The organism is Sorangium sp. So ce176, assembly GCF_051519835.1.
Classification (GTDB): domain Bacteria; phylum Myxococcota_A; class Polyangia; order Polyangiales; family Polyangiaceae; genus Sorangium; species Sorangium cellulosum_G.
On sequence record NZ_CP150371.1, the window covers coordinates 7,466,840 to 7,487,448 of the forward strand.

The 20,609-nt window shown below is 74.0% G+C and carries 19 protein-coding genes and 1 pseudogene; 9 read left to right on the forward strand and 11 right to left on the reverse strand.

Annotated features, from left to right (window positions below):
* Positions 1-350: 350 nt before the first annotated feature.
* From WMF42_RS27955 to WMF42_RS27965, 3 genes are read left to right on the forward strand one after another with little or no spacing between them, the layout of a single operon-like run.
* The gene (locus tag WMF42_RS27955; protein ID WP_437685904.1) at positions 351-2,498 is read left to right on the forward strand and encodes a TOMM precursor leader peptide-binding protein; all 2,148 of its coding nucleotides are present in this window, start codon (positions 351-353) and stop codon (positions 2,496-2,498) included.
* 11 nt (positions 2,499-2,509) lie between these two features.
* On the forward strand, positions 2,510-3,292 hold the full coding sequence (locus WMF42_RS27960; RefSeq protein ID WP_437685906.1) for a SagB/ThcOx family dehydrogenase: 783 nt from the start codon (positions 2,510-2,512) through the stop codon (positions 3,290-3,292).
* A 22-nt stretch (positions 3,293-3,314) separates the two neighbouring features.
* Positions 3,315-4,349, forward strand: a complete 1,035-nt coding sequence (locus WMF42_RS27965) for a TOMM precursor leader peptide-binding protein (protein ID WP_437685908.1) — start codon at positions 3,315-3,317, stop codon at positions 4,347-4,349.
* Between the two features lie 151 nt (positions 4,350-4,500).
* Here WMF42_RS27965 and WMF42_RS27970 read toward each other — a convergent pair whose 3' ends face one another.
* The 3 genes from WMF42_RS27970 to WMF42_RS27980 form a co-directional block, all read right to left on the reverse strand.
* On the reverse strand, positions 4,501-4,872 hold the full coding sequence (locus tag WMF42_RS27970) for a hypothetical protein (RefSeq protein WP_437685910.1): 372 nt from the start codon (positions 4,870-4,872) through the stop codon (positions 4,501-4,503).
* A 107-nt stretch (positions 4,873-4,979) separates the two neighbouring features.
* Positions 4,980-5,564 carry a hypothetical protein gene (locus WMF42_RS27975; RefSeq protein ID WP_437685911.1) on the reverse strand — a complete coding sequence of 195 codons (585 nt, stop codon included), beginning with the start codon at positions 5,562-5,564 and terminating at the stop codon, positions 4,980-4,982.
* The gene (locus WMF42_RS27980) at positions 5,561-7,675 is read right to left on the reverse strand and encodes a hypothetical protein (protein WP_437685913.1); all 2,115 of its coding nucleotides are present in this window, start codon (positions 7,673-7,675) and stop codon (positions 5,561-5,563) included. Before WMF42_RS27980 ends, WMF42_RS27975 begins: the two co-directional genes overlap by 4 nt.
* Before the next feature lie 307 nt (positions 7,676-7,982).
* Between WMF42_RS27980 and WMF42_RS27985 the strand changes: the two genes are divergently transcribed.
* The 4 genes from WMF42_RS27985 to WMF42_RS28000 all read left to right on the forward strand — a co-directional run bounded on the left by WMF42_RS27985 (position 7,983) and on the right by WMF42_RS28000 (position 12,656).
* Positions 7,983-8,912: a hypothetical protein gene (locus WMF42_RS27985; RefSeq protein WP_437685915.1), complete on the forward strand. Its 930-nt coding sequence runs from the start codon at positions 7,983-7,985 to the stop codon at positions 8,910-8,912.
* A 143-nt stretch (positions 8,913-9,055) separates the two neighbouring features.
* Entirely contained in the window at positions 9,056-9,544 is a 489-nt protein-coding gene (locus WMF42_RS27990) for a GNAT family N-acetyltransferase (RefSeq protein ID WP_437685917.1), read from the forward strand.
* A 329-nt stretch (positions 9,545-9,873) separates the two neighbouring features.
* The gene (locus WMF42_RS27995; RefSeq protein WP_437685919.1) at positions 9,874-12,297 is read left to right on the forward strand and encodes a TonB-dependent receptor domain-containing protein; all 2,424 of its coding nucleotides are present in this window, start codon (positions 9,874-9,876) and stop codon (positions 12,295-12,297) included.
* Positions 12,298-12,437: 140 nt separating this feature from the next.
* Positions 12,438-12,656, forward strand: a complete 219-nt coding sequence (locus tag WMF42_RS28000) for a hypothetical protein (RefSeq protein ID WP_437685921.1) — start codon at positions 12,438-12,440, stop codon at positions 12,654-12,656.
* Positions 12,657-12,746: 90 nt separating this feature from the next.
* On the opposite strand, the gene WMF42_RS28005 is transcribed toward WMF42_RS28000, so the two are convergent.
* From WMF42_RS28005 to WMF42_RS28020, 4 genes are read right to left on the reverse strand one after another with little or no spacing between them, the layout of a single operon-like run.
* Positions 12,747-13,832, reverse strand: coding sequence for a hypothetical protein (locus tag WMF42_RS28005; protein ID WP_437685923.1), 1,086 nt, complete (start codon positions 13,830-13,832; stop codon positions 12,747-12,749).
* A 5-nt stretch (positions 13,833-13,837) separates the two neighbouring features.
* Positions 13,838-14,674 (reverse strand): ABC transporter permease subunit, encoded by an 837-nt coding sequence (locus WMF42_RS28010; RefSeq protein WP_061609921.1) that lies wholly within the window; start codon positions 14,672-14,674, stop codon positions 13,838-13,840.
* The gene (locus WMF42_RS28015; protein ID WP_437685925.1) at positions 14,671-15,603 is read right to left on the reverse strand and encodes an ABC transporter ATP-binding protein; all 933 of its coding nucleotides are present in this window, start codon (positions 15,601-15,603) and stop codon (positions 14,671-14,673) included. The genes WMF42_RS28010 and WMF42_RS28015 overlap by 4 nt, the downstream gene beginning before the upstream one ends.
* Positions 15,604-15,622: 19 nt before the next feature.
* On the reverse strand, positions 15,623-16,006 hold the full coding sequence (locus WMF42_RS28020; protein WP_437694363.1) for a hypothetical protein: 384 nt from the start codon (positions 16,004-16,006) through the stop codon (positions 15,623-15,625).
* Here WMF42_RS28020 and WMF42_RS28025 point away from each other — a divergent pair.
* Both WMF42_RS28025 and WMF42_RS28030 read left to right on the forward strand, forming a co-directional pair.
* The gene (locus WMF42_RS28025; protein WP_437685927.1) at positions 15,960-16,358 is read left to right on the forward strand and encodes a TetR/AcrR family transcriptional regulator C-terminal domain-containing protein; all 399 of its coding nucleotides are present in this window, start codon (positions 15,960-15,962) and stop codon (positions 16,356-16,358) included. The two genes, WMF42_RS28020 and WMF42_RS28025, sit on opposite strands and share 47 nt — an antisense overlap.
* Positions 16,359-16,558: 200 nt before the next feature.
* A complete protein-coding gene (locus WMF42_RS28030) occupies positions 16,559-17,755 on the forward strand; it encodes a vWA domain-containing protein (RefSeq protein WP_437685929.1) in 1,197 nt (398 codons plus the stop codon).
* 77 nt (positions 17,756-17,832) lie between these two features.
* Here WMF42_RS28030 and WMF42_RS28035 read toward each other — a convergent pair whose 3' ends face one another.
* The 4 genes and pseudogenes from WMF42_RS28035 to WMF42_RS28050 form a co-directional block, all read right to left on the reverse strand.
* The gene (locus tag WMF42_RS28035) at positions 17,833-18,267 is read right to left on the reverse strand and encodes a hypothetical protein (protein WP_437685931.1); all 435 of its coding nucleotides are present in this window, start codon (positions 18,265-18,267) and stop codon (positions 17,833-17,835) included.
* A 154-nt stretch (positions 18,268-18,421) separates the two neighbouring features.
* The gene (locus WMF42_RS28040) at positions 18,422-19,558 is read right to left on the reverse strand and encodes an acyl-CoA dehydrogenase family protein (RefSeq protein ID WP_437685933.1); all 1,137 of its coding nucleotides are present in this window, start codon (positions 19,556-19,558) and stop codon (positions 18,422-18,424) included.
* A gap of 127 nt (positions 19,559-19,685) precedes the next feature.
* Positions 19,686-19,793, reverse strand: a pseudogene (locus WMF42_RS28045) (GIY-YIG nuclease family protein); the annotation flags it as partial.
* Between the two features lie 141 nt (positions 19,794-19,934).
* Positions 19,935-20,483: an ester cyclase gene (locus WMF42_RS28050; RefSeq protein ID WP_061609433.1), complete on the reverse strand. Its 549-nt coding sequence runs from the start codon at positions 20,481-20,483 to the stop codon at positions 19,935-19,937.
* Between the last annotated feature and the right edge of the window lie 126 nt (positions 20,484-20,609).

A 20,609-nucleotide genomic window follows, 5' to 3' on the forward strand; every position in this document is an offset into this window, starting at 1 on the left:
GGCTGCGGCCACTGCGGCTGTGGCCACTGCCACTGCGCCCGCACCTAGCCCCGGGGTAGCCGGGCGAGCGAGCGCGCCCGGGAAGTCGGGGAGCGTTCACAGCAGCTCCCCGTCTTCCCTGGAACGCCGCGGGTGCGCGGGCTCGATGCCGTTGCCTCTCGGCGATGCTCCCGTTGCCTCTCGGCGATGCTCCCAATGGCTCTCCCCGTTGGCTCTCGGCGATGCTCCCGTTGGCGCTCGGAGCATCCCTCGTCCGGCGCCGGCATCGAACCTCCTACATACCGACACCGGCGGCCCGGCGCGACGCAGGTCGGCACCTCGTCGCGCTGCCTTTTCTCTGGAGATCTCGCGTGGCCATCGAACGATCCAGCTCATCGACCTCCGCTCCCCCGATCGAGGGGGGCGCCCCGGCTGCTCCGGACGAGGCGCGCGAGCGGCTCGCGCGGTCGCGCGTCCTCGTCGTTGGTCTCGAGCCGTGGGGCGCCGTCGCGGCCCTCGAGCTCGCGGCCTCGGGCGTCGGCGCGCTCCAGGTCCTCGACGACCGGACGGTCACGGCGGACGACCTCGGCCCGTTCGCCGAGGCGGACCTCGGGAGAGAGCGCGCCCCTGCGCTCGCCCTCGCGCTGTCGCGCCTCGCCCCCCGGTGCGCGGTCTCGTCCGGGGCGCTGGTCGCACGCGCAGAGCGCCCGCTCGTCCAGGAGGACACCGGCTGGGACCTGATCCTCGCCTGCGTCTCGAGCGACGATCTCCTCGTCCTTCAGAGCGTCGCCCGCCTCGCCCACGGCGCTTCGATCCCGTCGCTCAGCGCCCACCTCGACGGGCTCGACGCGGTGATCGGCCCGGCCGTCGTGCCCGGCGAGACCGCGTGCTGGGAGTGCTGCCGTCTCCGGCAGCTCGCGACAAGCGACAACGCCGAGGCCGATCTCGCGCTCCAGGCGTCGCTCCTCGCCGAGCGCCCGGGCCCCCGGGCGCGCACCTACCTCGCGCCCGTGCCGGCGTTCCTCGGCCACGCGGTCGCGCTCGCGGCCATCGACCTGCTCGTCCGCCGGGGCGCGTCGCCGCTCTCGGGCGGGCTCATGGTGCAGAACCTGGTCGACCCGGAGGCGTCGTTCCACGCCGTCCTGCAGATGCCCTGGTGCCCGGTCTGCGGCGGCGCCGCAGGCGCCCGGCGCGAGGGGGCCGCTCGAGAAGCCCCGCGCGTTCGCCTCTCCGGCGCGCGCGACACCGCGGAGCTCCGCCGGCTGCTCGCTGGCATCGTCGACGCGCGGACGGGCATCGTCAGGCACCTCAGGCTGGACATGAAGAGCCCGGCGCTCGCGCTCGAAGCGCCGCTCACCGCCACGGCCGTCCTCAGCAACTACACCGAGGGCGCCGGGCACGCCCACCGCTGCGAGGAGCCGGAGGTCGGCACCGGAAAGGGCACCACCGCCGTCGACGCCCTGATCAGGGCCGTGGGCGAGGCGATCGAGCGCTACGCCTCCGCGCGCATCGACAGGGCGGGTTTCCTCCGCGCCTCGATCGTCGAGATGAAGGGCGACTTCATCGCTCCGGAGCGGCTGGGTCGCTACGAGGAAACGCAGTACGCCCGCCCCGGGTTCCCCTACGCCCTCGTCGTTGCGACCACGCCGATCGACTGGGTCCTCGGGCGCTGGCTGGACACCGGCGCGCCCGTGCACGTCCCGGCGCTCGCGGCCTACTACACCTACTGCGCTCCACCGGAGGCTCGCTTCTTCGATGTGACCTCGAACGGGCTCGCCGCGGGCGCGACGCTCGACGACGCGTCGATGGCGGCCGCGCTCGAGCTCATCGAGCGTGACGCGTTCATGATCTCCTGGCTCGCGCGCAGGCCGGGGCGACGGATCGTGCTCGACGAATCGATCGACCCCGACGCGCGGGAGGTCGCCCGCCAGCTCGCGGATTGCGGCGCCCGGGTCGAGCTGTACCTCCTGGAGGCGGGCATCGCGGTCCCCGCGGTCATGTGCGTGGGTTATGGCGATGGCAAGCGCTGGCCCGGCGCCGTGGTCTCGCTCGCCGCCCACCTGAGCCCCCGCGCGGCCATCAGGAAAGCCATCCTGGAGCAGGGCCAGATAGTGAGTTACGTCATCCGCTTCGTCACCGGCCAGGAGGTCGTCATCCCCGCGCGGCCGGAGGACGTGCGCACGCTCGACGATCACGCGGCCTACTACTTTCCCGCGGAGCGCGCCGCCGCCTTCGCGTTCCTCCGCGAAGGCGGCGCGGTGACCGCCTCGCAGCTCGAAGAGCCCGGGGAGGTCTCGCTGTCCGAGCTCGCCCGGCGCGTGACGGCCGCGGGGCTCCGCATCGCGATCGTCGACGTGACGTCGCCCGATCTCGCGGCGACCCCATTCCGCGTCGCCCGGGCCCTCGGGCCCGAGTTCCAGCAGATCCACTTCGGCCATGAGCTCGCGCAGCTCGGGAACCCGCGCCTCCGCTCGATGGCGCCCCACGGATTCAACCCCGATCCCCACCCGATGGCCTGAGAGAGGACACCATGGCAAGGAGCAAAGAGGCGGACGTCGCGCGGCTCTATCACCTCCAGTCCTCGCACGTGAGATCGCGGCCGCTGGAGCGGACGTTCGATGGCGATCTCCAGCCGCGCCGCTTCCGCACCTACGCGGGCTCGGCGCGCACGGCGCTGCCCGGGCGCGATTTCGCGGTCGACACCCCGCTCGGCGCGGTGCTGGAGCGGCGGCAGTCGATCCGCGACTTCGCCCTCAGGCCGTTGCCGCTGGAGACGCTCGGGCGGCTCCTTCACGCGAGCTACGGCGTCCGGACGCTGCGCAAGGGCGATGGGGAGTGGAGCAGCCAGCGCCCCGCGCCCTCGGCGGGCGGCCGGTACCCGCTCGAGATCTACGTGGCGACGCAAGCCGTGGAGGGGATCCCGGACGGCCTGCACCACTACGACGCCAGGGCGCACGAGCTCGAGCTCCGGCGGGAAGGCGCCGCGCACGCCGCGCTCGCCGATCTGGCGCTCGGTCAGGACATGCTCGTGAACACCAACGTCGTGGTCATCGTCACGGCGATCCCGTTCCGCACGATGTGGAAGTACGGCCAGCGCGGCTACCGCTACGTATGGATGGACGCCGGGCACCTCGGCCAGAACCTCTATCTCGTCGCGACGGCCATGGGCCTCGGCCCGGTGGCCATCGGCGGCTTCTATGACCAGGAGCTCAACGCGTTCCTCGAGCTGCCGGCCGAGGAGGAGGCCATCTACGTCGTCTGCATAGGTCATCCCGGGCCGGCAGAGGGCCGGACAGAGACCGAGCACGCCTGAACGACGACCGTCGGAGAGCACCATGCCCAGCATTCGACTCAGCCGCTCGGCCAGCATCACGCCCACGGGCGTGGGCGTCATCCTCCAGTCCGACCTGGGCGCCTTCCAGCTCACCGGCTCGGACGTGAGCGCGTTCGTCGAGCGCATGGCGCCGCTGCTCGACGGGTCGCGCGACCGCCAGGCGGTCGTCGAGGCGCTCCCCGACTATGCGCCGGCGAGCGTGATCCGGTTCCTCGACCTGCTCGAGGCGCGCGGGTTCATCGAGGCGGCGCCCGACGCGGCGGCGCCCCTCGATCGAGAGCGCCTCCGCGGCCAGGACGAGTTCCTCCGGCGGTGGCCCGCGGCCGCCGGGGCGCAGCAGCGGCTCGCGGGCGCGCGCGTGCTCGTCGCGGGCCTCGAGCCCTGGGGCGCCTCGGCGGCGCTCGCGCTCGCGGCGGCGGGGGTCGCCGCGCTCCACCTGGTCGACGACGGCGTCGTCGGGCCGGGCGACGCCGCGGTGCTCCGGGAGCGCGGCGCGGCGGCGCTCGGCGCGCCCCGCCGCGCCGCCGTGGCCGCGCTGATCCGCGAGCGCGCGCCGCGGTGCCGGGTGGACGAGAGCTCCGCCGCCGCGCTCGAGGCGGGCGATCTCCGCTCGCCCGAGGGGCGCCCCCGCCTGATCGTCTCGGCCGTGCGCGCGGACGACGAGCCGCTCCTGGAGCGCGTCGCACGGTTCGCCCATCGCGCGCGCATCGTGTCGCTCTGGTCGCACCTCGCGGGCGCGGCGGCTGTCGTCGGCCCCCTCGTGTTCCCGGGCGAGACCGCGTGCCGGATCTGCGCCGAGGCGGGGGCGCTGAACCCCGCGTCCGCCGCGCGCCCGGGCGGCGCGCCGGCCCCGCACGCCGGCGCGATGGGCCAGCTCCTCGGCCAGCTCGCGGCGATGGAGGCGCTCAAGGCGATCACGGCGTACACGGCCTCCCGGCTCGCGGGCCGACTCCTCGTCCAGGACCTTTGCACCTTCGAGACATCGCACCACACGCTCGTGCGGCTGCCCTGGTGCACTGTGTGCGGGGAGGGCTAGCCCGGGGCCGCGCCGCGGCGGCTCGAGCCTGCAGGCGTGAAGAGGGCACCTCCGAGCTCGGGCGCGGGTCTGGACGCGACACGGCGGCCTCAGCGCCCGATGCCCCGCCCTCCCCTGCCGGACGGCCCGCGCGCTCCGGTGCCGCGCGCGGTCAGCCCGGGGCGCGCAGCGCTTCGACGAGCGCCTCGACGAGCGCGCGCACCTGCAGCGAGGGCGCCCGCTCGCCGAGCAGCTCGAGCACGTCCTCGTCGTCCTCGCCGCACGAGAGCTGAACGGCGGCGACGACGGCCCCATCGCGCTCGACCGCCAGATCGAAGATCCCCTCCTCGTCGCTGACAGGCACGCCGAGCAGCGCCGACAGCCGGCGGCCGAGGAGCTCCGCCAGCGGCTCGTCCCCGTCGAGGCCCGCCTCGCCGGGCTCGATCCTGGCCTGGACCGGGCGGGCCGGCCCCCCGCTCACCTCGGCCCCCTCGCGGTCGAGCCGGAAACGAAGGCCACCTGCCTCGAAGGATCCCGTTGTCACGCGCGCCATCAACGCACGCCGCGCGCGCCCGGGCAAGCGAGTCCGACCGCGAGGGCCCCGATCCGGGACGACGCCGGGCGGGCAAGGCCCGGCGGAACCGCCAGGCCTCAGAGCACGCTCACGAGCGGCCCGGCGTCGCCGTCGAGCCATTGCTCGGAGACCACGAAGCTGGTCGAGAACCCGACCTGACCGCGGTATTCGAAGCTCTCCGACCCGATCTCGATCACCCTCCGATCGCCGCGCCGGACGGGGAACACCACGGAGGCGCCCGTGGCGAGCCCGTCGCCCCCTTTCTGGTCCAGCCCGAACCACGCCTCGCCGGCGCTCGCGCCGAGCGTCCTCACCATGGCCAGCGAGGGCGCCGAGCAGTCGATGCGCAGCCACTCGCGCCGCATCCGCGCCTTGCACGCGGCGCCGCTCCTGTCCCTCGCGAGCCGCACCGGCTCGGCGGCGTCCCACTCCGCCGCCGCGGGCCGCGGCGTCCGCTCGGGCGCAGGCGGCGCCTCCTCCAGCGCGCGCGCCTTGGGCGCCTCCTTGCCGCCTCCGCCGTCCGGGGGCGCTTGCCCTGCCGCTGCCCGAGATTCGATCGCGGCGCCGTCCGGCCCCGCGGACTGGCCGCTCGGCGGCTCCGCGGCTTGCGCCGGCGCGAGCGCGCCGAAGAGGACTGTACCGATCCACAATCGCTTCTTCATAACGTCCTCAGGAAGGCGACGAGCGCCGCCTTGTCTTTCCTCGACATGTGGCTGGTGCGGCCCATGCGATCCTCGTTCTTCTCGACGAGCTCTTCGAGCGTCCTCGCGGAGCCGTCGTGGTAATAGGGCGCTGTCCCGGCGACGAAGCGCAGGGAGGGCGTCTTGTACACAGTGCCCTTCTTCTCCCGGTAAAACCCGGGCTGTTCGCCGAGGCCCGGCATCGGGTAACCCGTCCGGTCGGTGTACTCGGTCTCGGGCACATGGCAGCGGGAGCACTGCGCCGCCTCGCTCGTGAAGAGCGCGAAGCCGTGCTTCTCCTCCGGCGTGAGCGGCCGGGTCTCCCTGGGCGGAGGCGCGAGCCCCTCGCGAAGGAAGCTGGCGAGATGGCTCGCGCGCAGCGCGAGCTCGGCGTCCGCGCCGCCGCCCATCCCCCATCGGTGCAGGCCGAAGCCCGCCCGGATGCGCGCGGCCAGGCTCTCGCTCTGGGCGTTCCAGCCATAAGGGCCCTCGGCCGACACGCGCCCTGCGAGCATGGGAGTCTGCCGCGCCACGCCACCCGCGAGCCCTTCCATCGGACGGTTGTCGGCCGATCCGAAGAAGTTGGCGAAGTCGTCGCCGCTGACCTCGTGCCACACGTGGCCGTCGTCGCGCCCGTCGGGGTGGCACCCGGCGCACCCGAGCCCGCCGCTCGTCGTCCAGTCGGTCGCGTTGTAGAAGAGCTTCCGGCCGATGGCGGCCTGCTCCGAGCGCGGAGGCTCGGCCAGGCGGATGAACGGCACGGGCCCCGGCTCGTGGGGGGCCTCTGGATCGTGCGCGTCGAGGCGGACGATGGCGAGGGTGTCTGTCGACCGGCAGTACACCCAGGCCTGAGATTCGTCCCTGGAGAGGGCGACGCCGCTCGGCGCGCCGCACAGGGTCGCCGCGCCGACCCGTCGCGACAGGAACTCCAGGGACCCCGGCGTCGCCTGGTGGGACGCCGGCGCGCTGCCGAGCGGGTACGTGCGGAGGGGCCGGAGCGTCGGCTCGACAGAGAGCGCGTCGAGCTCCACGAGGGCGTCGGTGCCCTCGCTGGCGACGAGCAGCGTGCGGGTGCTCGCGCGGTAGACGAGGGCGCGCGGCTGGACGAACGGGGCGAGCTCGGTCCTCGGGGCTTCGAGCTCCGGGTCACCCACGATGTCGATGTCGAAGGCCGGTGCAATCCGGATCAGGGCGCCCTCGCGGCGGCGCGGCGCGAGGGGCTCGTCGTTGCCCGTCTGCAGGACGTCGACCGTGGCGGCGCCGAACCACGCCAGATCGCCGAGCGCGCCGAGCGCGTGGCGCGCGACGAACAGGCGGCGGCCGTCCGGGGAGAGCGCGGCCGCGTAGCCGAGCGAGGCGGCGCGCGGAGCGTCCGGGGGGGCGCGGTACGGCGACGCGGGGAGCGCGATCGACATCGCCCGGGGTGGAGAGCGCAGGTCGATCCGGGTGAGCGCCGCCGACGTGAGGTGCGTGATGTACGCGGCCGCGCCGTCCTCGCGGACCACGACGCCGCGGGGCTCGCGCGGGACGTCGATCGACCACGACCTCGTGGCGGTCGCCAGATCCACCGCGGAGACCTCGCCGGTCCACGCGCTGGTGACGAGGGCGGTGCGCTCGTCCGGCGTGATCGCCAGCCCCCAGGCGTCGGCCGGCAGCGGCACGCGCGCGACCTCGACGAGGCCCGCCGTCGGATCCGGCCGCAGGACGAGCAGCAGCCCGGGATCCCGGATCGTGACGAGCACGCGGCCGTCGAGCGCGAGCACCTGCGCGGGGCGCCCGGGGACAGAGACGGCGATCGGCGGCGTGCTCACGTCGACCGGCAGCGGGATGCGCCGGACGACGGCGTGGTCCTCGTCGGCCAGGTACAGCGCGTCGCCCTGCGGCGAGCGCGCGAGCGCGCCGCCGGTGCGCACGCCGGCGCGGAGCTGCGGGGACGGCGGTGCAGGGGACGGCGGTGGTGGAGGAGACGGCGGCGGGGTGGCCGCCTCCTCGACTCCGGCATTCCGCTGGTCCGGCGCCGGTTGCCTGGAGGGGCTGGAGCAGGCCGCGGAGAGGACCGCGGCCAGAACGAGAGTCGGTGTTCGCGGCTTCATCGGGCGCCCCAACAACGACACCGCGCACCGGAGTTATTCCAGGTTCTGCGGATCGGGTTTGCGGGTGTCCGCGCATCGGCTGGCGGAGGCGACCGACGGCGCTCGATGGAATAACGCGGTCGCGATGCGCGAGGCGCGGAGCGAGTGCGGGGTGGCGCGGCGCGGGGTCTTGATGGCGCGGCGGGCGCGCCTCGCGAGGCCGCCACCCGCCATGGCGCCGCCACCTGCCCGACGCCGTGTCTCCTCTGGAAATCTCCGGTTTTGGCCTCCTGATCCCCTGGTACGCGATCTGCCATGGGCGCCGCGCATGGGAGACGCCGACATCACCTTGCGCCACCTCGCCCGAAGGCGCCCCGAGGACCTGGCGCGCGCCTTCGTCCCCGAGGGCCGCCCCATCGAGGTCCTCGGCTGGGTCGACAGCCAGGTCACGAACATCGAGCGCCGCCTCGACAAGGCCCTTCGCCTGCGTGTCGACAACGAGCCGCGGGTGCTGCATGTCGAGTTCTGCTTCGCGCTCCGCGACGACGTTCCGGATCGCGTCTTCGAGTACCTCGGCTTACTGTTCGCCGCGCTCCGCCTCGAGGCCCCCGGTGCGCCGGTGCCGCCGATCGAGAGCGTCGCCGTGGTCCTGTCGGGTCGCAAACGACGCTTGCCGGCTACAGGTAAGCGCCGCATCGCCTGGCCGGGGCGGCCGTTCAGCGGCGCGCACTTCCGCGTCGACGCCATCTACCAGCGCACAATCAAGGAGCTGCGGGCGCGCGGCAGCGTGCTCTGGCTGGTGTTCGCCCCGCTCGCGCGCGACGCGACCGCCGCGGCGCTGCGGGAGGTCGTCGCGGAGATCCACACGGCCGCGGCGACCGCCGAGGAGCGGGCCGAGCTGTACACGGCGCTGCTGGTGATGGCGGCCATCGACCCCTGGGGGCATACTCTGTGGAAGGAGCTCATCGTCATGGTGGAGGACAAAGAAGAAGGGCTGCTCCGGCGCACGCCGATCATCGGGGAGATGATCATCGAGGCCGAGCAACGGGGAGAGGACCGCGGCAAGCAGAAGGCGATCGCAGAGCTGCTCGGTCGTCTTTTCGCGCGGCGGCTCGGCCGACGCCCGACTGCCGACGAAGAGCGCTCGATCGTCGAGCGCGCCCGCGCGCTCGGTCCGGGCGAGGTCGAGGATGCCTTGCTCGATCTCGAGGGTGAGGCGCTGGTCCGCTGGCTCGCGGAGCCGATTCGCCCCTCGTGAGCTCCCTCAGGAGCATGGTTCTCCGAGGCCCAGCTCCTCTCGCGCCCGTGGTACCCTGCCCGCGACCACGGCCGTGAAAATAAGACCTCCAACCTCCACGCCGGCTTCCCCGGTCCAGCCCTTGCTTTCTGCGGGACAACACCATGCCTGACGACACGCCGCCCGTTTCCCTGCGCGAGATCACCCGCGACACCCTCGACGCCATCCTCGAGCTCTCCGTGGCCGAGAGCCAGAAGCGCTATGTCGCGACCAACGCGGTCTCGCTCGCCCAGGCGCACTTCGCGCCGGAGGCCTGGTTCCGCGCCATCTACTGCGGTGACGAGCCCGCGGGCTTCATCATGCTGGAAGACCACTCGCTGGAGTCCCCGCCGCCGGAGAAGCCCGAGATCGGCGTCTGGCGCTTCATGATCGACAGGCGCTTCCAGCGGCGCGGCGTCGGCCGGGCGGCGATGCTGCTGGTCATCGAGCACGCGCGGCGCAAGGGGCTTTTCTCGTCGCTGCTGCTGTCCTACGTGCCGGGCCCCGACAGCCCCGAGCCGTTCTACCGCAGCCTGGGCTTCCGCCCCAACGGCCAGATGAGTGGGGAGGAGGTGGTCATGGAGCTGTCGCTCGGCCACCCGTCGACGCCGTAGCGCGCCGCCGCGCCCGTCCTGCCGGAGCTGCGAGGGGTCGGCCACGGCCACGTGGCGTGACCCGCCGCGCGGCGGCGGGGCCGCGGTGAAGGCGATGGGCGGACGTCGGCTCAGGAACGATCCGGCGAAGGATGTCCCGCCCTGGAAGCATCCAGGCGAGGGGGACCCGGACGCGAGCAATCCCTCAAGAAAAAGCCGATCAGGACGTCGGCCAGAGCGCCGATGATGTGAACCCCTCGATGGTCTCGATTCCTTCGCCCCCACGCCTCGGGGCGCCGTGCTCTGCTCCGGTGCTCGCTCGGCCACGTCTCCGCTGTGCGGCGGCGGGCTTGCTCCGGATCTCCACGGCGGCCGCCGCGCTGCTCGCGCTCGCGCTCGCGCCGTGCCGCGCCTTCGCCGCGCCCGACCCACCGCCGCCCAGCGCGGCGCCCTCCGACGATGCGCCGTCGTCCGAGCCGTCCAGCAGCGCACTCCCGGCGGCGCCGTCCCGCGACGCGCCCTCGGCGGGGATGCTCGTCCCGCCGACGCCGCTCACGCCGCTCGCCGCCGGCTACCCTGACGGCGCGCACGGCGACGCCACGGTCCACCTCGTGCTCACCGTCAACGCGGACGGGACCGTGCGCTCCGCGGTCCCCGAGGAGGGGCCGGAGCCGTTCGCGTCGGCCGCCGTCGCCGCCGCGACGTCGTTCCGCTTCGCGCCGGCCACCCGAGACGGCGCGCCGGTCGCCGCCAGGATCCGCGTCGAGGTCCGCTTCACCGAGGCCCCGCCGCCCGCGCCCCCCGCGCCGCCCGGCGCCGCGCCGCCCACCCCAGCCGCGCCTCCACCCCCGCCCGGCCCCGCCCCCGCGCCCCCGGCCTCCGGCCCGCCCCCGGCCCCGCCGCAACCCCTCGAGGTCACCGTGCGCGGCGAGCTTCCGGCCCCCGGCGTCTCCACCTTGAGCCGCGGCGAGGTAAGGCTCGTCCCCGGCGCGTTCGGCGACCCCTACCGCGCCATCGAGATGCTCCCCGGGGTGACCCCCATCGTCTCGGGGCTGCCGTTCTTCTACGTCCGCGGGTCGCCGCCCGGCAACGTCGGTTATTTCCTCGACGGCATCCGCGTCCCCTACCTCTATCACCTCGGGCTCGGGCCCTCGGTGATCCATCCCGGCATCGTGGACCGCGTCGACCTCTACCCCGGCGGGTACCCGGCGCGCCACGGGCGGTACGCCGGCGGGATCGTCGCCGGCGAGACGACACCGCCCCTCCCGGACTGGCACGGTGAGGGCTCGCTCCGGCTCCTCGACGTGGGCGGGCTCGTCGAGGGCCCGTTCGCCGGCGGCCGCGGGGTCGCGCTCGTCGGCGGCCGCTACTCCTACACGGCGCTGCTCTTCTCGCTCGCCGCGCCCGGCGTGGTGCTCGACTACTGGGACTACCAGGCCCGGCTCTCCTACGAGGTCGTCCCGGGAGGCCGGTTGAGCGTCTTCGCTTTCGGCGCCCGCGACTACCTCGCAGACGAGGAGAGCGGCCAGCAAACGACCCTCTTCGACACGACGTTTCACCGGATCGATCTCCGGTACGACCACGCCTATGGCGCGGGCAGCGCGCTGCGCGGCGCGCTGACGCTCGGCCACGACGAGACGGGCATCGGAGACGACCAGAGCGCCCTGACCCGGAGCCTCGGCGCGCGCCTCACGCTCGACCATCGCCTGCGCGACGGGACGCCCATCCGCGCCGGCCTCGACGCCGTGATCGACGGCAACTCGTTCGATCTCGGGTTCGACGACGAACCTCCGCCGGGCGGCGTCGAGGACGACGACTCCCCCTTTCCCGATCTCTTCTCGACCCGCTACGACATCACCGTGGGCGGCTACATCGAATCCGACATCGCTGTCACGCCGCGCCTGCGCGTCACCCCGGGGCTCCGGCTCGATCTCTACCACTCGGACAGCGAGGTCGCGCTCGCCGTCGATCCGCGCCTCTCGGCGCGGCTCACCGTGGCGCCCGGCGTGACGTTCGTGCAGGCGCACGGCCTCGCCTCCCAGATGCCGAGCTTCATCGTCCCTGTCCCCGGCTTCCGCCCGAGCCTCGGCGACGGGCTCCAGCGGAGCTTCCAGTCGAGCGCCGGCGTCGAGCTCGAGCTGCCGGAGGACATCACCGCGTCGGCCACTGTGTTCCACAACGCGTTCTTCAACATGACCGACGCGCTCGGCGTCGGAGGCATCGGCGGGGACGAGGGCGCCCTGGGCCGCGCGCTCGGCGCCGCGACAGGCGTGGAGCTGTCCGCCCGCCGGCGGCTCACGCGGCGCATCGGTGGATTCGCGTCGTACACGCTGTCCCGCTCGACGCGGAGCTTCGGCAGGACCACGCAGGTCACCTCGGTCGACCGGACCCACGTGGCGAACCTCGCGCTGACCTACGACCTCGGCCGCGGGTACAGGGCCGGCGGGCGCGCCGTCTTCTACTCCGGGCTCCCCCAGAAGCAGGTGGACCGCTCGCTCCCCCCACCGGGCAGCGGCGTCCCCGGCGGCCCGGAGCCCACCGCCGGCGGCCAGGCGCGCTGGGAGCGGCTGCCGCCGTTCCTGCGCCTCGATGTCCGCCTGGAGAAGCGCTGGTCCGTCGGGAAGACCGGCTGGCTGTCGCTCGTCCTCGACGTGCTCAACACCACGCTGTCGAAGGAGTACATCCCCGGGATCTGCGACGCGTTCTCGCCGTGCGAGCCCGAGGAGATCGGGCCTGTGACCGTCCCGATCCTCGGGCTGGAAGGCGGGTTTTGATGCTGTCGGCCTGCGGAGCCCTGCACCTCCAAGCGCAGCTCGACGCCGGCCGGCTATGGTGAGGCAGCCAGCAGGGCGGCGCGGCGCCGGGGCCGGCCTTGCCGGCGCACTCGCCCATCGCCGGTTTCGGCTGCGCGGCCGTGAGCCTGAACGACACCCTCTACTTCACGGCGGCCGAGGGCGTCGTCTACCGGCTGAACGACGCCCGCGACGGCTGGGAGCAGGTCGCGACGCTGACGACGCCGCGCATCTTCCACCGCCTCGTCGACCGGAGCGCAAACGAGCTCATCGCGCTCGGCGGAGGCGTCGGCGAGGCGATCGAGGGCACCACCTCGGTGGAATCGATCCTGCTCGAGTGAGCTCGGCGCCTCGGGTCGCCCGCGCATGGGGCCGACTCCCGATCTCGCGCGCGGCCCCGCGCTCCGGAGCGCGCCGTCACGAGCGCGCCGTCACCGCGCCTCGCCCGCCTCCCCTCCCCGCTCCTCCTCGACCGGCGGCGCCACGTCGCCCCTGTAGCGCGCCCCGCAGCGGCTCATCGCCTTCTGGATCAGCGGCAGCGGCAGCGCGAGATCCAGCAGGAAGCGGCCCTCGCGCGGGCTCACCCGCGCCATGTCGAGGAGCTCGACGAGCTCCTCCTCGCCGTCCGCCTGCGCCTTCAGGCGGGCCAGCGAGAGCGTGGCCCCCAGCGTCTTGCCGAGGTCGTCGATGTCGGCCTTCACGGGCCCCGTCACGTCCGCCACGATCGCGACGTCCTCCGACGCGTCGATGTGAAGCTCCACCTGGCTGACAGCGCCGCGCAGGCGCTCGGCGATCTCCGGCTGGCTCTCCTCGAGCAAGGCCGCCAGGTCGTCGGCCGAGAGCACCCCGTACGCGTCCCCGTAGCTCGCCCACTCCGGGATCACCGGCGGCGCCGGCGGGACCTTGTCCTCGAGCCTGTCGATCGCGGCCTCGACGGCCTCCGCGTCCCTGCCGAGGAGCAGGAGGCCGTCGCCCCAGAGGCCGAGCACCGGCGCGCGCCCCTCCTCCTCGAAGAGCGCCCCGCGCGCGCCGTGGGCGCGGCGGCTCCCCCGCAGCGACGAAAGACGCGCCGACCCGAGCTGGCCCGAGACCACCACGAGACCTTCGGAGGACGCCGCGATCCGGTCGATGTCCTCGAGCACGTCGATCCCGAGCTCGTCCTTGAGCTCGTCGAAGCTATCCATCCCGCGCTCCGCGAGCATGCAGTCGAGCCAGAGCTTGCCGGCCGGCGACTCCTTGATGGCGCTCGCCTCGAAGACGAGGGCCGACGTGGCCTTGTCGGTGGGCAGGGCCGTCAGCACCGGATCGCGCCGGCCCGGGCGCTTCGGGTCGTTCTGCGGCGGAGGCGGCAGCGTGAGGCGGCGCTGATTGCGCTCATGCTCGGCGTCGCGCGGGTAGCGCGGGAACTCCACGCGCGGCTTCCGCGCGGCGGTGGCCTTGCTGTCGCCGCGCGACATGAGCCACGCGGCGAGGCCGAGGAGGACGACGGCGGCGAGGAGCCAGGCTCGGTGGCGCATGGTGGTCAGAAGTCCTTCTGCTCGAAGCCCCAGATGCCGAAGGCGACGGCGGCGAGGCCAAAGACGGCGATCCCGGCGAGCTGGCTCGCGAGGTCGAGCGCCCCGACGGGCGCCGAGGCGGCGAGATCGGCGGAGGTGTCGGCCAGCGTGGAGACGCGCGGCAAGACCGCGGTGACGGCGCGGAAGAGGGCGCGGGGGGCGCCGGTCTCGAAGAAGGTCCCGAGGCGATCGCGGTAGCCGGCGACGATGCCGGCGAGGAAGAGGGCGCCGCCCGTCGCGGCGGAGAGGGCGGCGCTGCGCGCGAACACGGCGGCCGCGAGCATGGCGCCGTAGAGGGCGGCGAAGGTGACGCCCGCGAGGAGGGCGGCGAGGACGGGGCGCACGGTCCAGACGCCTGTCTTCACGGCGAGCAGGAGCGTGAGGCCGCCCGCGCCGTAGAGCGCGCCGGCCAGGGCGAGGCCGAGCACGCCGAGGAAGGTGCCGGCGAGCAGCTCCCAGCGCTGGACGGGGAGCGCGAGGAGGTGCTCGATGCGGCCGGGCGCGAGCAGGCTCGGGGCGAAGTCGGCGCAGGCGAGGACGCCGAAGCCGAGGCCGCCGTAGAAGATGACGTACGCCGCCGCGCGCAGGACGGGCCGGAGGGCGACGTCGACGGCCCGGATGTCGGTGGGGACGACCTGGCCGAAGAGGCGCGTGGCGGCGAGGGCGCCGTCGACGATGTCCATGCGCAGGGTGAGGCCGGCGACGCCGAGCAGGAGGGTGATGGCTGCGCCGAGGGCGAGGAACCACCGGCGCGAGGCGGCCTCGCGGACGAGGTCGAGCGCGATGGCGAGGACGGTCTTCACGGCGAGGCTCCGGCGGTGGGGGTGGGCGCGCCGAGGGCCTCGGCGAGGACGTCCTCGAGGTCGCGCATGTCGCGGGCGAGCTCGATGAGCAGGGCGCCGCGGGCGCGGGCGCCGTCGAGCAGGGCGTTGAGCTCCTCGGGGCTCGGGGCGTCGCAGGTGAAGGCGCCCTCGGCGTCGCGGGCGACGAGGCCGAGCGGGAGGAGCGCGGCCGGGTCGAAGCCGGGCGCGAAGCGGACGCGGTAGCGCGTGGGGCTGCCGCAGAGGGCCTCGAGGGCGCCCTCGCGGACGAGGCGGCCGCCGGCGAGGATGCCGACGCTGTCGCAGACGCGCTCGGTCTCGGAGAGCAGGTGCGAGTTGAGGAAGAGGGTGGCGCCGCGGGCGCGCTCCTCGGTGAGGATGCGGCGGATCTCGGCGCGGCCGAGGGGGTCGATGCCGTCGGTGGGCTCGTCGAGGACGAGGAGGTCGGGCGCGCCGAGCAGGGCCGCGGCGAGGCCGAGGCGCTGCTTCATGCCCTTGGAGAAGCCGCCGATGCGGCGCTTGGCGCTGTCGCCGAGCCCGACGCGGTCGAGGTCGCGAAGGAGCGCTGCCTCGGTCACCGGGAGGCGCTTGAGCCGGGCGACGCTGGCGAGGAAGGCGACAGGCGTCCAGGCGTGCGGGAGGTGGAGGCGCTCGGGCAGGTAGCCGATGCGGGCGCGGACGGCGCGGTCCTCCGGGGCGCCGCCGAGGACGCGGACGACGCCGGAGGTGGGGCGGACGACGCCGAGGAGGGTCTTGATGAAGGTGGTCTTGCCGGCGCCGTTGGGGCCGAGCAGGCCGAACGCGGCGCCGCGGGGGACGGTGAGATCGAGGCCGGCCAGGGCCTCCTGGCCGTCCCGCCGGAAGAGGCCCGCGTACGTCTTGCGGAGCGCGGCGGCTTCGATGGCGATCACGGAGGGAGCATAGGCGGCCTCACGCGGGCCCGCACCAGGCCTCGAGCGCGCTCCTCAGGTCGGACAGGCGCGTCGCCCGCCGCGCGGCGTCGCTCGCCCACGCGACGTGCCCGTCCGGCCTCACCAGGAGCGCCTCGAGGGCGGCGAGATCGCTCCGGGGGTCGGCCGTCGCGCGGACAGCGTCGACGCGATCGCCCCACGCCGCGCCTGCCTCCCGGAGATCGGCCGCGCCGGCGAGGTCGATCAGGACGAAGCGGCCCGCGTGGAGCAGCTCGTACAGCCGCGCGGCGCCGCGGTCCGTCGCCAGCGCGCGATCGGGCGCCCGCCTGCCGACCCAGGGGTGCGTCTCGGCGGTCTTGCCTGTCGGATACGCGACGTCGAGCGCGCTGATCAGCTCGGAGATCCGCCACCGCGACGGGGCGCGGGTCTTCGCCGGGACCTACGTCGCGCAGGAGAACACGCTGCGGGTCTCGGACACGCTGGTCGGCGCGCTGAGGGACGGCGGGCTCTCCCGGCGCGCCGCGGCGTGGGGGTGCTTGTCGATCGTCTACTACGTGATCGGCTTCACCCTCGAGGAGCAGGCGCTGGTGGTTCACCCGGGAGCGGACCCTGCCAAGGCCGATCCGGAGCGCTTCCGCGAGGCGGTGGAGCGAGGCGCCTACCCGCCACCTGGCGGCGGTGCTCCCGCACCTCGCGAGCGTCGATCACGAGGCGCGGTTCCGGTACGGGCTTCGGCTCCTCCTCAGGGGACTTGAAGCAGAGGTCGAAGGGGCGCCGCCCTGATCGCCAGGGCCGTCAGCGTCGCGCGCCGGCGCGTCCTGGCACAGAACGCACCACGAGCAGCCGCGCAAGCGCCGGAAATCACGCGGTTTGGTCCCGGTACGCGCCATGCATCGAGGCACCCCGGCTGCGTGCGACGCCGGCGCGTGAGGACCCTCGCGGCCAAGGAGACCCGATGCGTACCCGTTTCCGTTTCGCTTTCATGGTGGGGAGCCTTCTTGCGCTGGGTGCGTGCTCGGGCGGCTCGACCTCCTCGACCCCTGTCGGCGGCGGCGACGGCGAGATCCCGGGGAAGGGCGCCGGCACGAGCGACGCCGCCTCGGCCTCGGCCGGCGCGGGGGGTCCGGGGGCGGCGGGCGGCGATGCCCCGAGCGACGCCGGATCCCTCGGCAGCGGCGGGGGCACCGGCACCGGGGGCGGTGGGGGCGCGGGGGGTAGCGGAGGCAGCGGGGGCAGCGGGGGCAGCGGGGGCGGCGTCGAGGCTGGCACGCTGACAGCGGGCGTCTGGGACGACAACCGCAACTTCGACTTCTTCCTCTCGTACAGGAGCTCGCTCCACGCGCAGCAGCTCCCGGGCCTCTTGCCCTTCACCGAGGCCGACCACCAGGGCGCGCACAGCCTCTTCGCGGCGCCCCCGGGAGCGAGGGAGACGCTCGACATCTCGCTCATCATCGACACAACGGGCAGCATGGGCGACGAGATCACGTATCTCCAGACGGAGTTCATCGCGCTCTCCGGCGCGATCTTCGCCAGGTACCCGGACGCCGCGCAGCGCTGGTCGCTCGTCGTCTACAAGGACACCGAGGACGACTACATCGTCCGGTGGTTCGACTTCCGCGACGATCCGGTCGAGTTCCAGGAGAAGCTCGCCGCGCAGGCGGCCGACGGCGGCGGCGACTTCCCGGAGGCGCCCGACATGGCGCTCTTCAAGGCGGCCGACCTCGAGTGGCGCACAGGCGGCGACACCGCGCGCCTCGCCTTCTGGGTCGCGGACGCGCCCCACCACGACAGCAACGCGGCGGACATGGCCGACGGGATACGAGCCCTCCAGGACCGCGGGGTGCACGTCTATCCCGTCGCGTCGAGCGGGGTGGATGATCTCACCGAGCTCACGATGCGCTCGACAGCGCAGTTGACGGGAGGCCGGTATCTCTTCTTGACGGATGACTCCGGGGTCGGCGGGGCCCACAAGGAGCCGACGCTCCCCTGTTACTACGTGACCAAGCTCGATCGCGCGATCCTGCGCATGGTCGATGTCGAGCTCTCCGGTGTCTACCGCGAGCCGGAGCCGTCCGAGATCCTCCGCACGGGCGGTGACCCCCTGGACGGCGCGTGCGCGCTCGCGTCAGGCGTCGAGGTGCTCGCGTATTGAGCTGGCGGCCGCTCGCCTCGATTCATGGTCCGCATGGGTCGGGGCGAGCGGCGCGGGCGCAGGGGACAGGCGGCGGCTCACGAGGGGGGAATCGGCTCCGCGAGCCAGCGGACCAGCGCCTCGCCGTCGAGGTCGAGCAAGGCGTCCTCGACCTCGCCCGGACCGAGCGCGCGGGCGCGCTCGACGATCGAGCGCTCTTCGTCGGCAGTCGGTCGTCTGCCGAGCCGCCGCGCGAAGAGGCGGCCGAGCAGCGCGGCGATCGCCTTCTGCTCGCCGCGCGCCTCTCCTCGTTGCTCCCCCCGTAGCTCGGCCTCGATGATCATCTCCCCGATGATCGGCGTGCGCCGGAGGAGCCCCTCTTCCTTGTCCTCCACCATCATGACGAGCTCCTTCCACAGAGTATGCCCCCAGGGGTCGATGGTCGCCATCACCAGCAGCGCCGTGTACAGCTCGGCCCGCTCCTCGGCGGTCGCTGCACCCGCATGGATCTCCGCGACGACCTCCCGCAGCACCGCCGCGGTCGCGTCGCGCGCGAGGCGAACACCAGCGGTCTGGCCGAGCCAGAATCACGCTGGATTGCCTCTGCCGCCATCGACCGCCCCAGTGCGGCTCCCCTACCTGGTCGGGTCGCACCGCTCAACCTGGGTCGCCCACCCCGCGGATCCCTCACGGCCGCGTGCGGTCCATCGCACCGCCGCCTCGGTCGAGCAGCCGCTGCACTGTCGCTGCCTGCAGATCGCGTGTCTGGGCGGTAAGCGAATACAGCATCGCCTCGCGGAAGAGGCGCTGCGCGGCATGATCCAGCAGGTTGGCGCTGCCGCCCGTCGCGGCGACCGCCGCGTGCGCGGCCCGCACGCCCAGATCGATGCACCAGGCGCGAACGCGGACAGCGTGCTCGCCATACCCCTCCGCTTCCGGCCGTTCCGCCCATTCGTTGACGTCGGCCCGGGCGGCCTCCCGCTCGTCGTCGATGGCCCGCGCGGCGCCGGCCAGGTGCGCGCTGCCGCGGCGCTCGGCCAGCTCCGCGATCAGGGCGGCGGCAGCGCCGGCCACGCCCAGCGAGAGCGCCGACGGCGACAGCAGGCCCGCCACGTCGCGGGCGGCCTGCTGCTCGCGCGTCACGGTGGCGATCACCTGCTCGGGGCCGACGCGCAGATCGCGCAGCGTCAGCGACACCGTGGCCGAGGCGTTCATCGCGCTCAGGCGGAGCGGCGGCGACACCTCGATGGCGCTCCCCGCCTGCAGCGGCGTCAGCACGTACGTCAGGCGGCCGTCGGGGAGCGCGCCGGCGATCACCGCGTCGTCGGCGATCCCGTGGCCGGTCAACCACGGCACGGTGCCGTGGAGGCGGACGTGGTCGCCGTCGGGCTCGACCCGGACCATCGGCGGGCCCGGGCGGCGGACGTGCGAGAAGCCCACCGTGCAGAAGCGCTCGCCGGCGGCGAGGCGCGGCAGGACGCGCTCCTTGAGCGCCTCGTTGTCACCGCGCGCGATGAGCGGGCACGCGGCGGTGGCGTGCTGCATCTGGACGAACGCGGTCACCCCGCAGGCGCCGGCGAGGATCTCCAGGACCTCGCGCGCGACCCGCGCCGGGGCGCCGTGGCCGCCGTGGCGCGCGGGCGTCGCGATCCCGAGGAGACCGGCGTCCGCGAGCGCGCGGAGGTTCTCGCGGGGAACCGCCTCGGCCTGATCCGTGGCGTTCGCCGCCGGAGCGAGCACGAGCGCCGCGACCCGGCGGGCGCGCTCGAGCAACGCGCCGGGGTCGGTCTCGATGGGCAACGCGGGCGACGAGGAGGCGAACATGCGACGGAGTGTAGGCTGCGGCGGCTCACGCGGCCCCGGCGGAAACGGCGGGCGGCCGCCACCGAGCGCGACAAGCCCCTAGAGCGCCGCGTACGCCGCCACCTGCTCGACCTGCGAAGGCGCGCGTGTCTCCAAGCTCTTTGATGCGGTCCATCGGCTGCAATCGCCGCGTCATGCCGATCTTGTAGACGTGCTCTCCGAAGGAGCCCATGTTGGACACAACGTATACGTTGCCGCTACTCCCAACGGCACATCCCGTACACGGCGTCTCTCGCCTCCGGTCGCGTCGGCGCGTCCCGTTCGCGCTTCACGGCGAATGGCTCCCGGACGCGGCGGCCGTGTAGCGCACACCGGCGCTCCGGCCGCCCAGCGCTCGTTATTGCGCCACCACGCCGAGCTGCTGAAACAGCGTCAGGTTGTCCTCGATGTGCCAGTTGTCGGTGATGCGGCCGTCCTGCACGCGCAGGATGTCGGTGGCGATGAAGTCCACGGCCTGCCCGGCGCCCTTCCTGTCGCCGAAGGTGCCCGTGAAGTGGCCCCGGAAGCGCAGGTGCGCCACCACGCGATCGCCCGCGACGAGGAGCTGCTCCACCTCGCAGCTCAGGTCCGGCACCGCCGCGCGGAAGCTCTTCGACGCGAACGCCGGCCCGGGCGGGCCCTGCGGGCGCCCCTTGGGCAAGGTGCGGTCGGTGAAGCTCGGCGCGATCGCCGCGTCGAGATAGCCCGCGTCGCCTGTGTTCCAGAACGCGTAAAAGCGCCGCGCCGCGAGGATCTCCGCGTCGGCCTGCGCCCTGGAGAGGCTCGCGTCGACGACCGTCGACCGCGGCGCGGGCAGGTCCTCCGCGCCGGCGCCCTGCACGTAGCAGGCGCTCGCGGCGGCGAAGAGCGAGAGGGAAAGGGCGCTGATCAGGACAGGATTTCTCATGACATGTCTCCCTGGGATGACGCGGTTGAGCGGCCGGCCAGCGCGCACGCTCGGAGAGGCAGCGCCGGCGGCAGCGCTGGAGCGCGAGCCCGAAGCCCTGCTGGACGCGGGACCCGCCCCGGCGCG

Bases quoted from the DNA above. Each gene is read 5' to 3' on its own strand.
- WMF42_RS27960 (WP_437685906.1), top strand. From the start codon at position 2,510: ATGGCAAGGAGCAAAGAGGCGGACGTCGCGCGGCTCTATCACCTCCAG.
- WMF42_RS27965 (WP_437685908.1), top strand. From the start codon at position 3,315: ATGCCCAGCATTCGACTCAGCCGCTCGGCCAGCATCACGCCCACGGGC.
- WMF42_RS27975 (WP_437685911.1), bottom strand. From the start codon at position 5,564: ATGAAGAAGCGATTGTGGATCGGTACAGTCCTCTTCGGCGCGCTCGCG.
- WMF42_RS27980 (WP_437685913.1), bottom strand. From the start codon at position 7,675: ATGAAGCCGCGAACACCGACTCTCGTTCTGGCCGCGGTCCTCTCCGCG.
- WMF42_RS27985 (WP_437685915.1), top strand. From the start codon at position 7,983: ATGGGAGACGCCGACATCACCTTGCGCCACCTCGCCCGAAGGCGCCCC.
- WMF42_RS27990 (WP_437685917.1), top strand. From the start codon at position 9,056: ATGCCTGACGACACGCCGCCCGTTTCCCTGCGCGAGATCACCCGCGAC.
- WMF42_RS28005 (WP_437685923.1), bottom strand. From the start codon at position 13,832: ATGCGCCACCGAGCCTGGCTCCTCGCCGCCGTCGTCCTCCTCGGCCTC.
- WMF42_RS28030 (WP_437685929.1), top strand. From the start codon at position 16,559: ATGCGTACCCGTTTCCGTTTCGCTTTCATGGTGGGGAGCCTTCTTGCG.
- WMF42_RS28040 (WP_437685933.1), bottom strand. From the start codon at position 19,558: ATGTTCGCCTCCTCGTCGCCCGCGTTGCCCATCGAGACCGACCCCGGC.
- WMF42_RS28050 (WP_061609433.1), bottom strand. From the start codon at position 20,483: ATGAGAAATCCTGTCCTGATCAGCGCCCTTTCCCTCTCGCTCTTCGCC.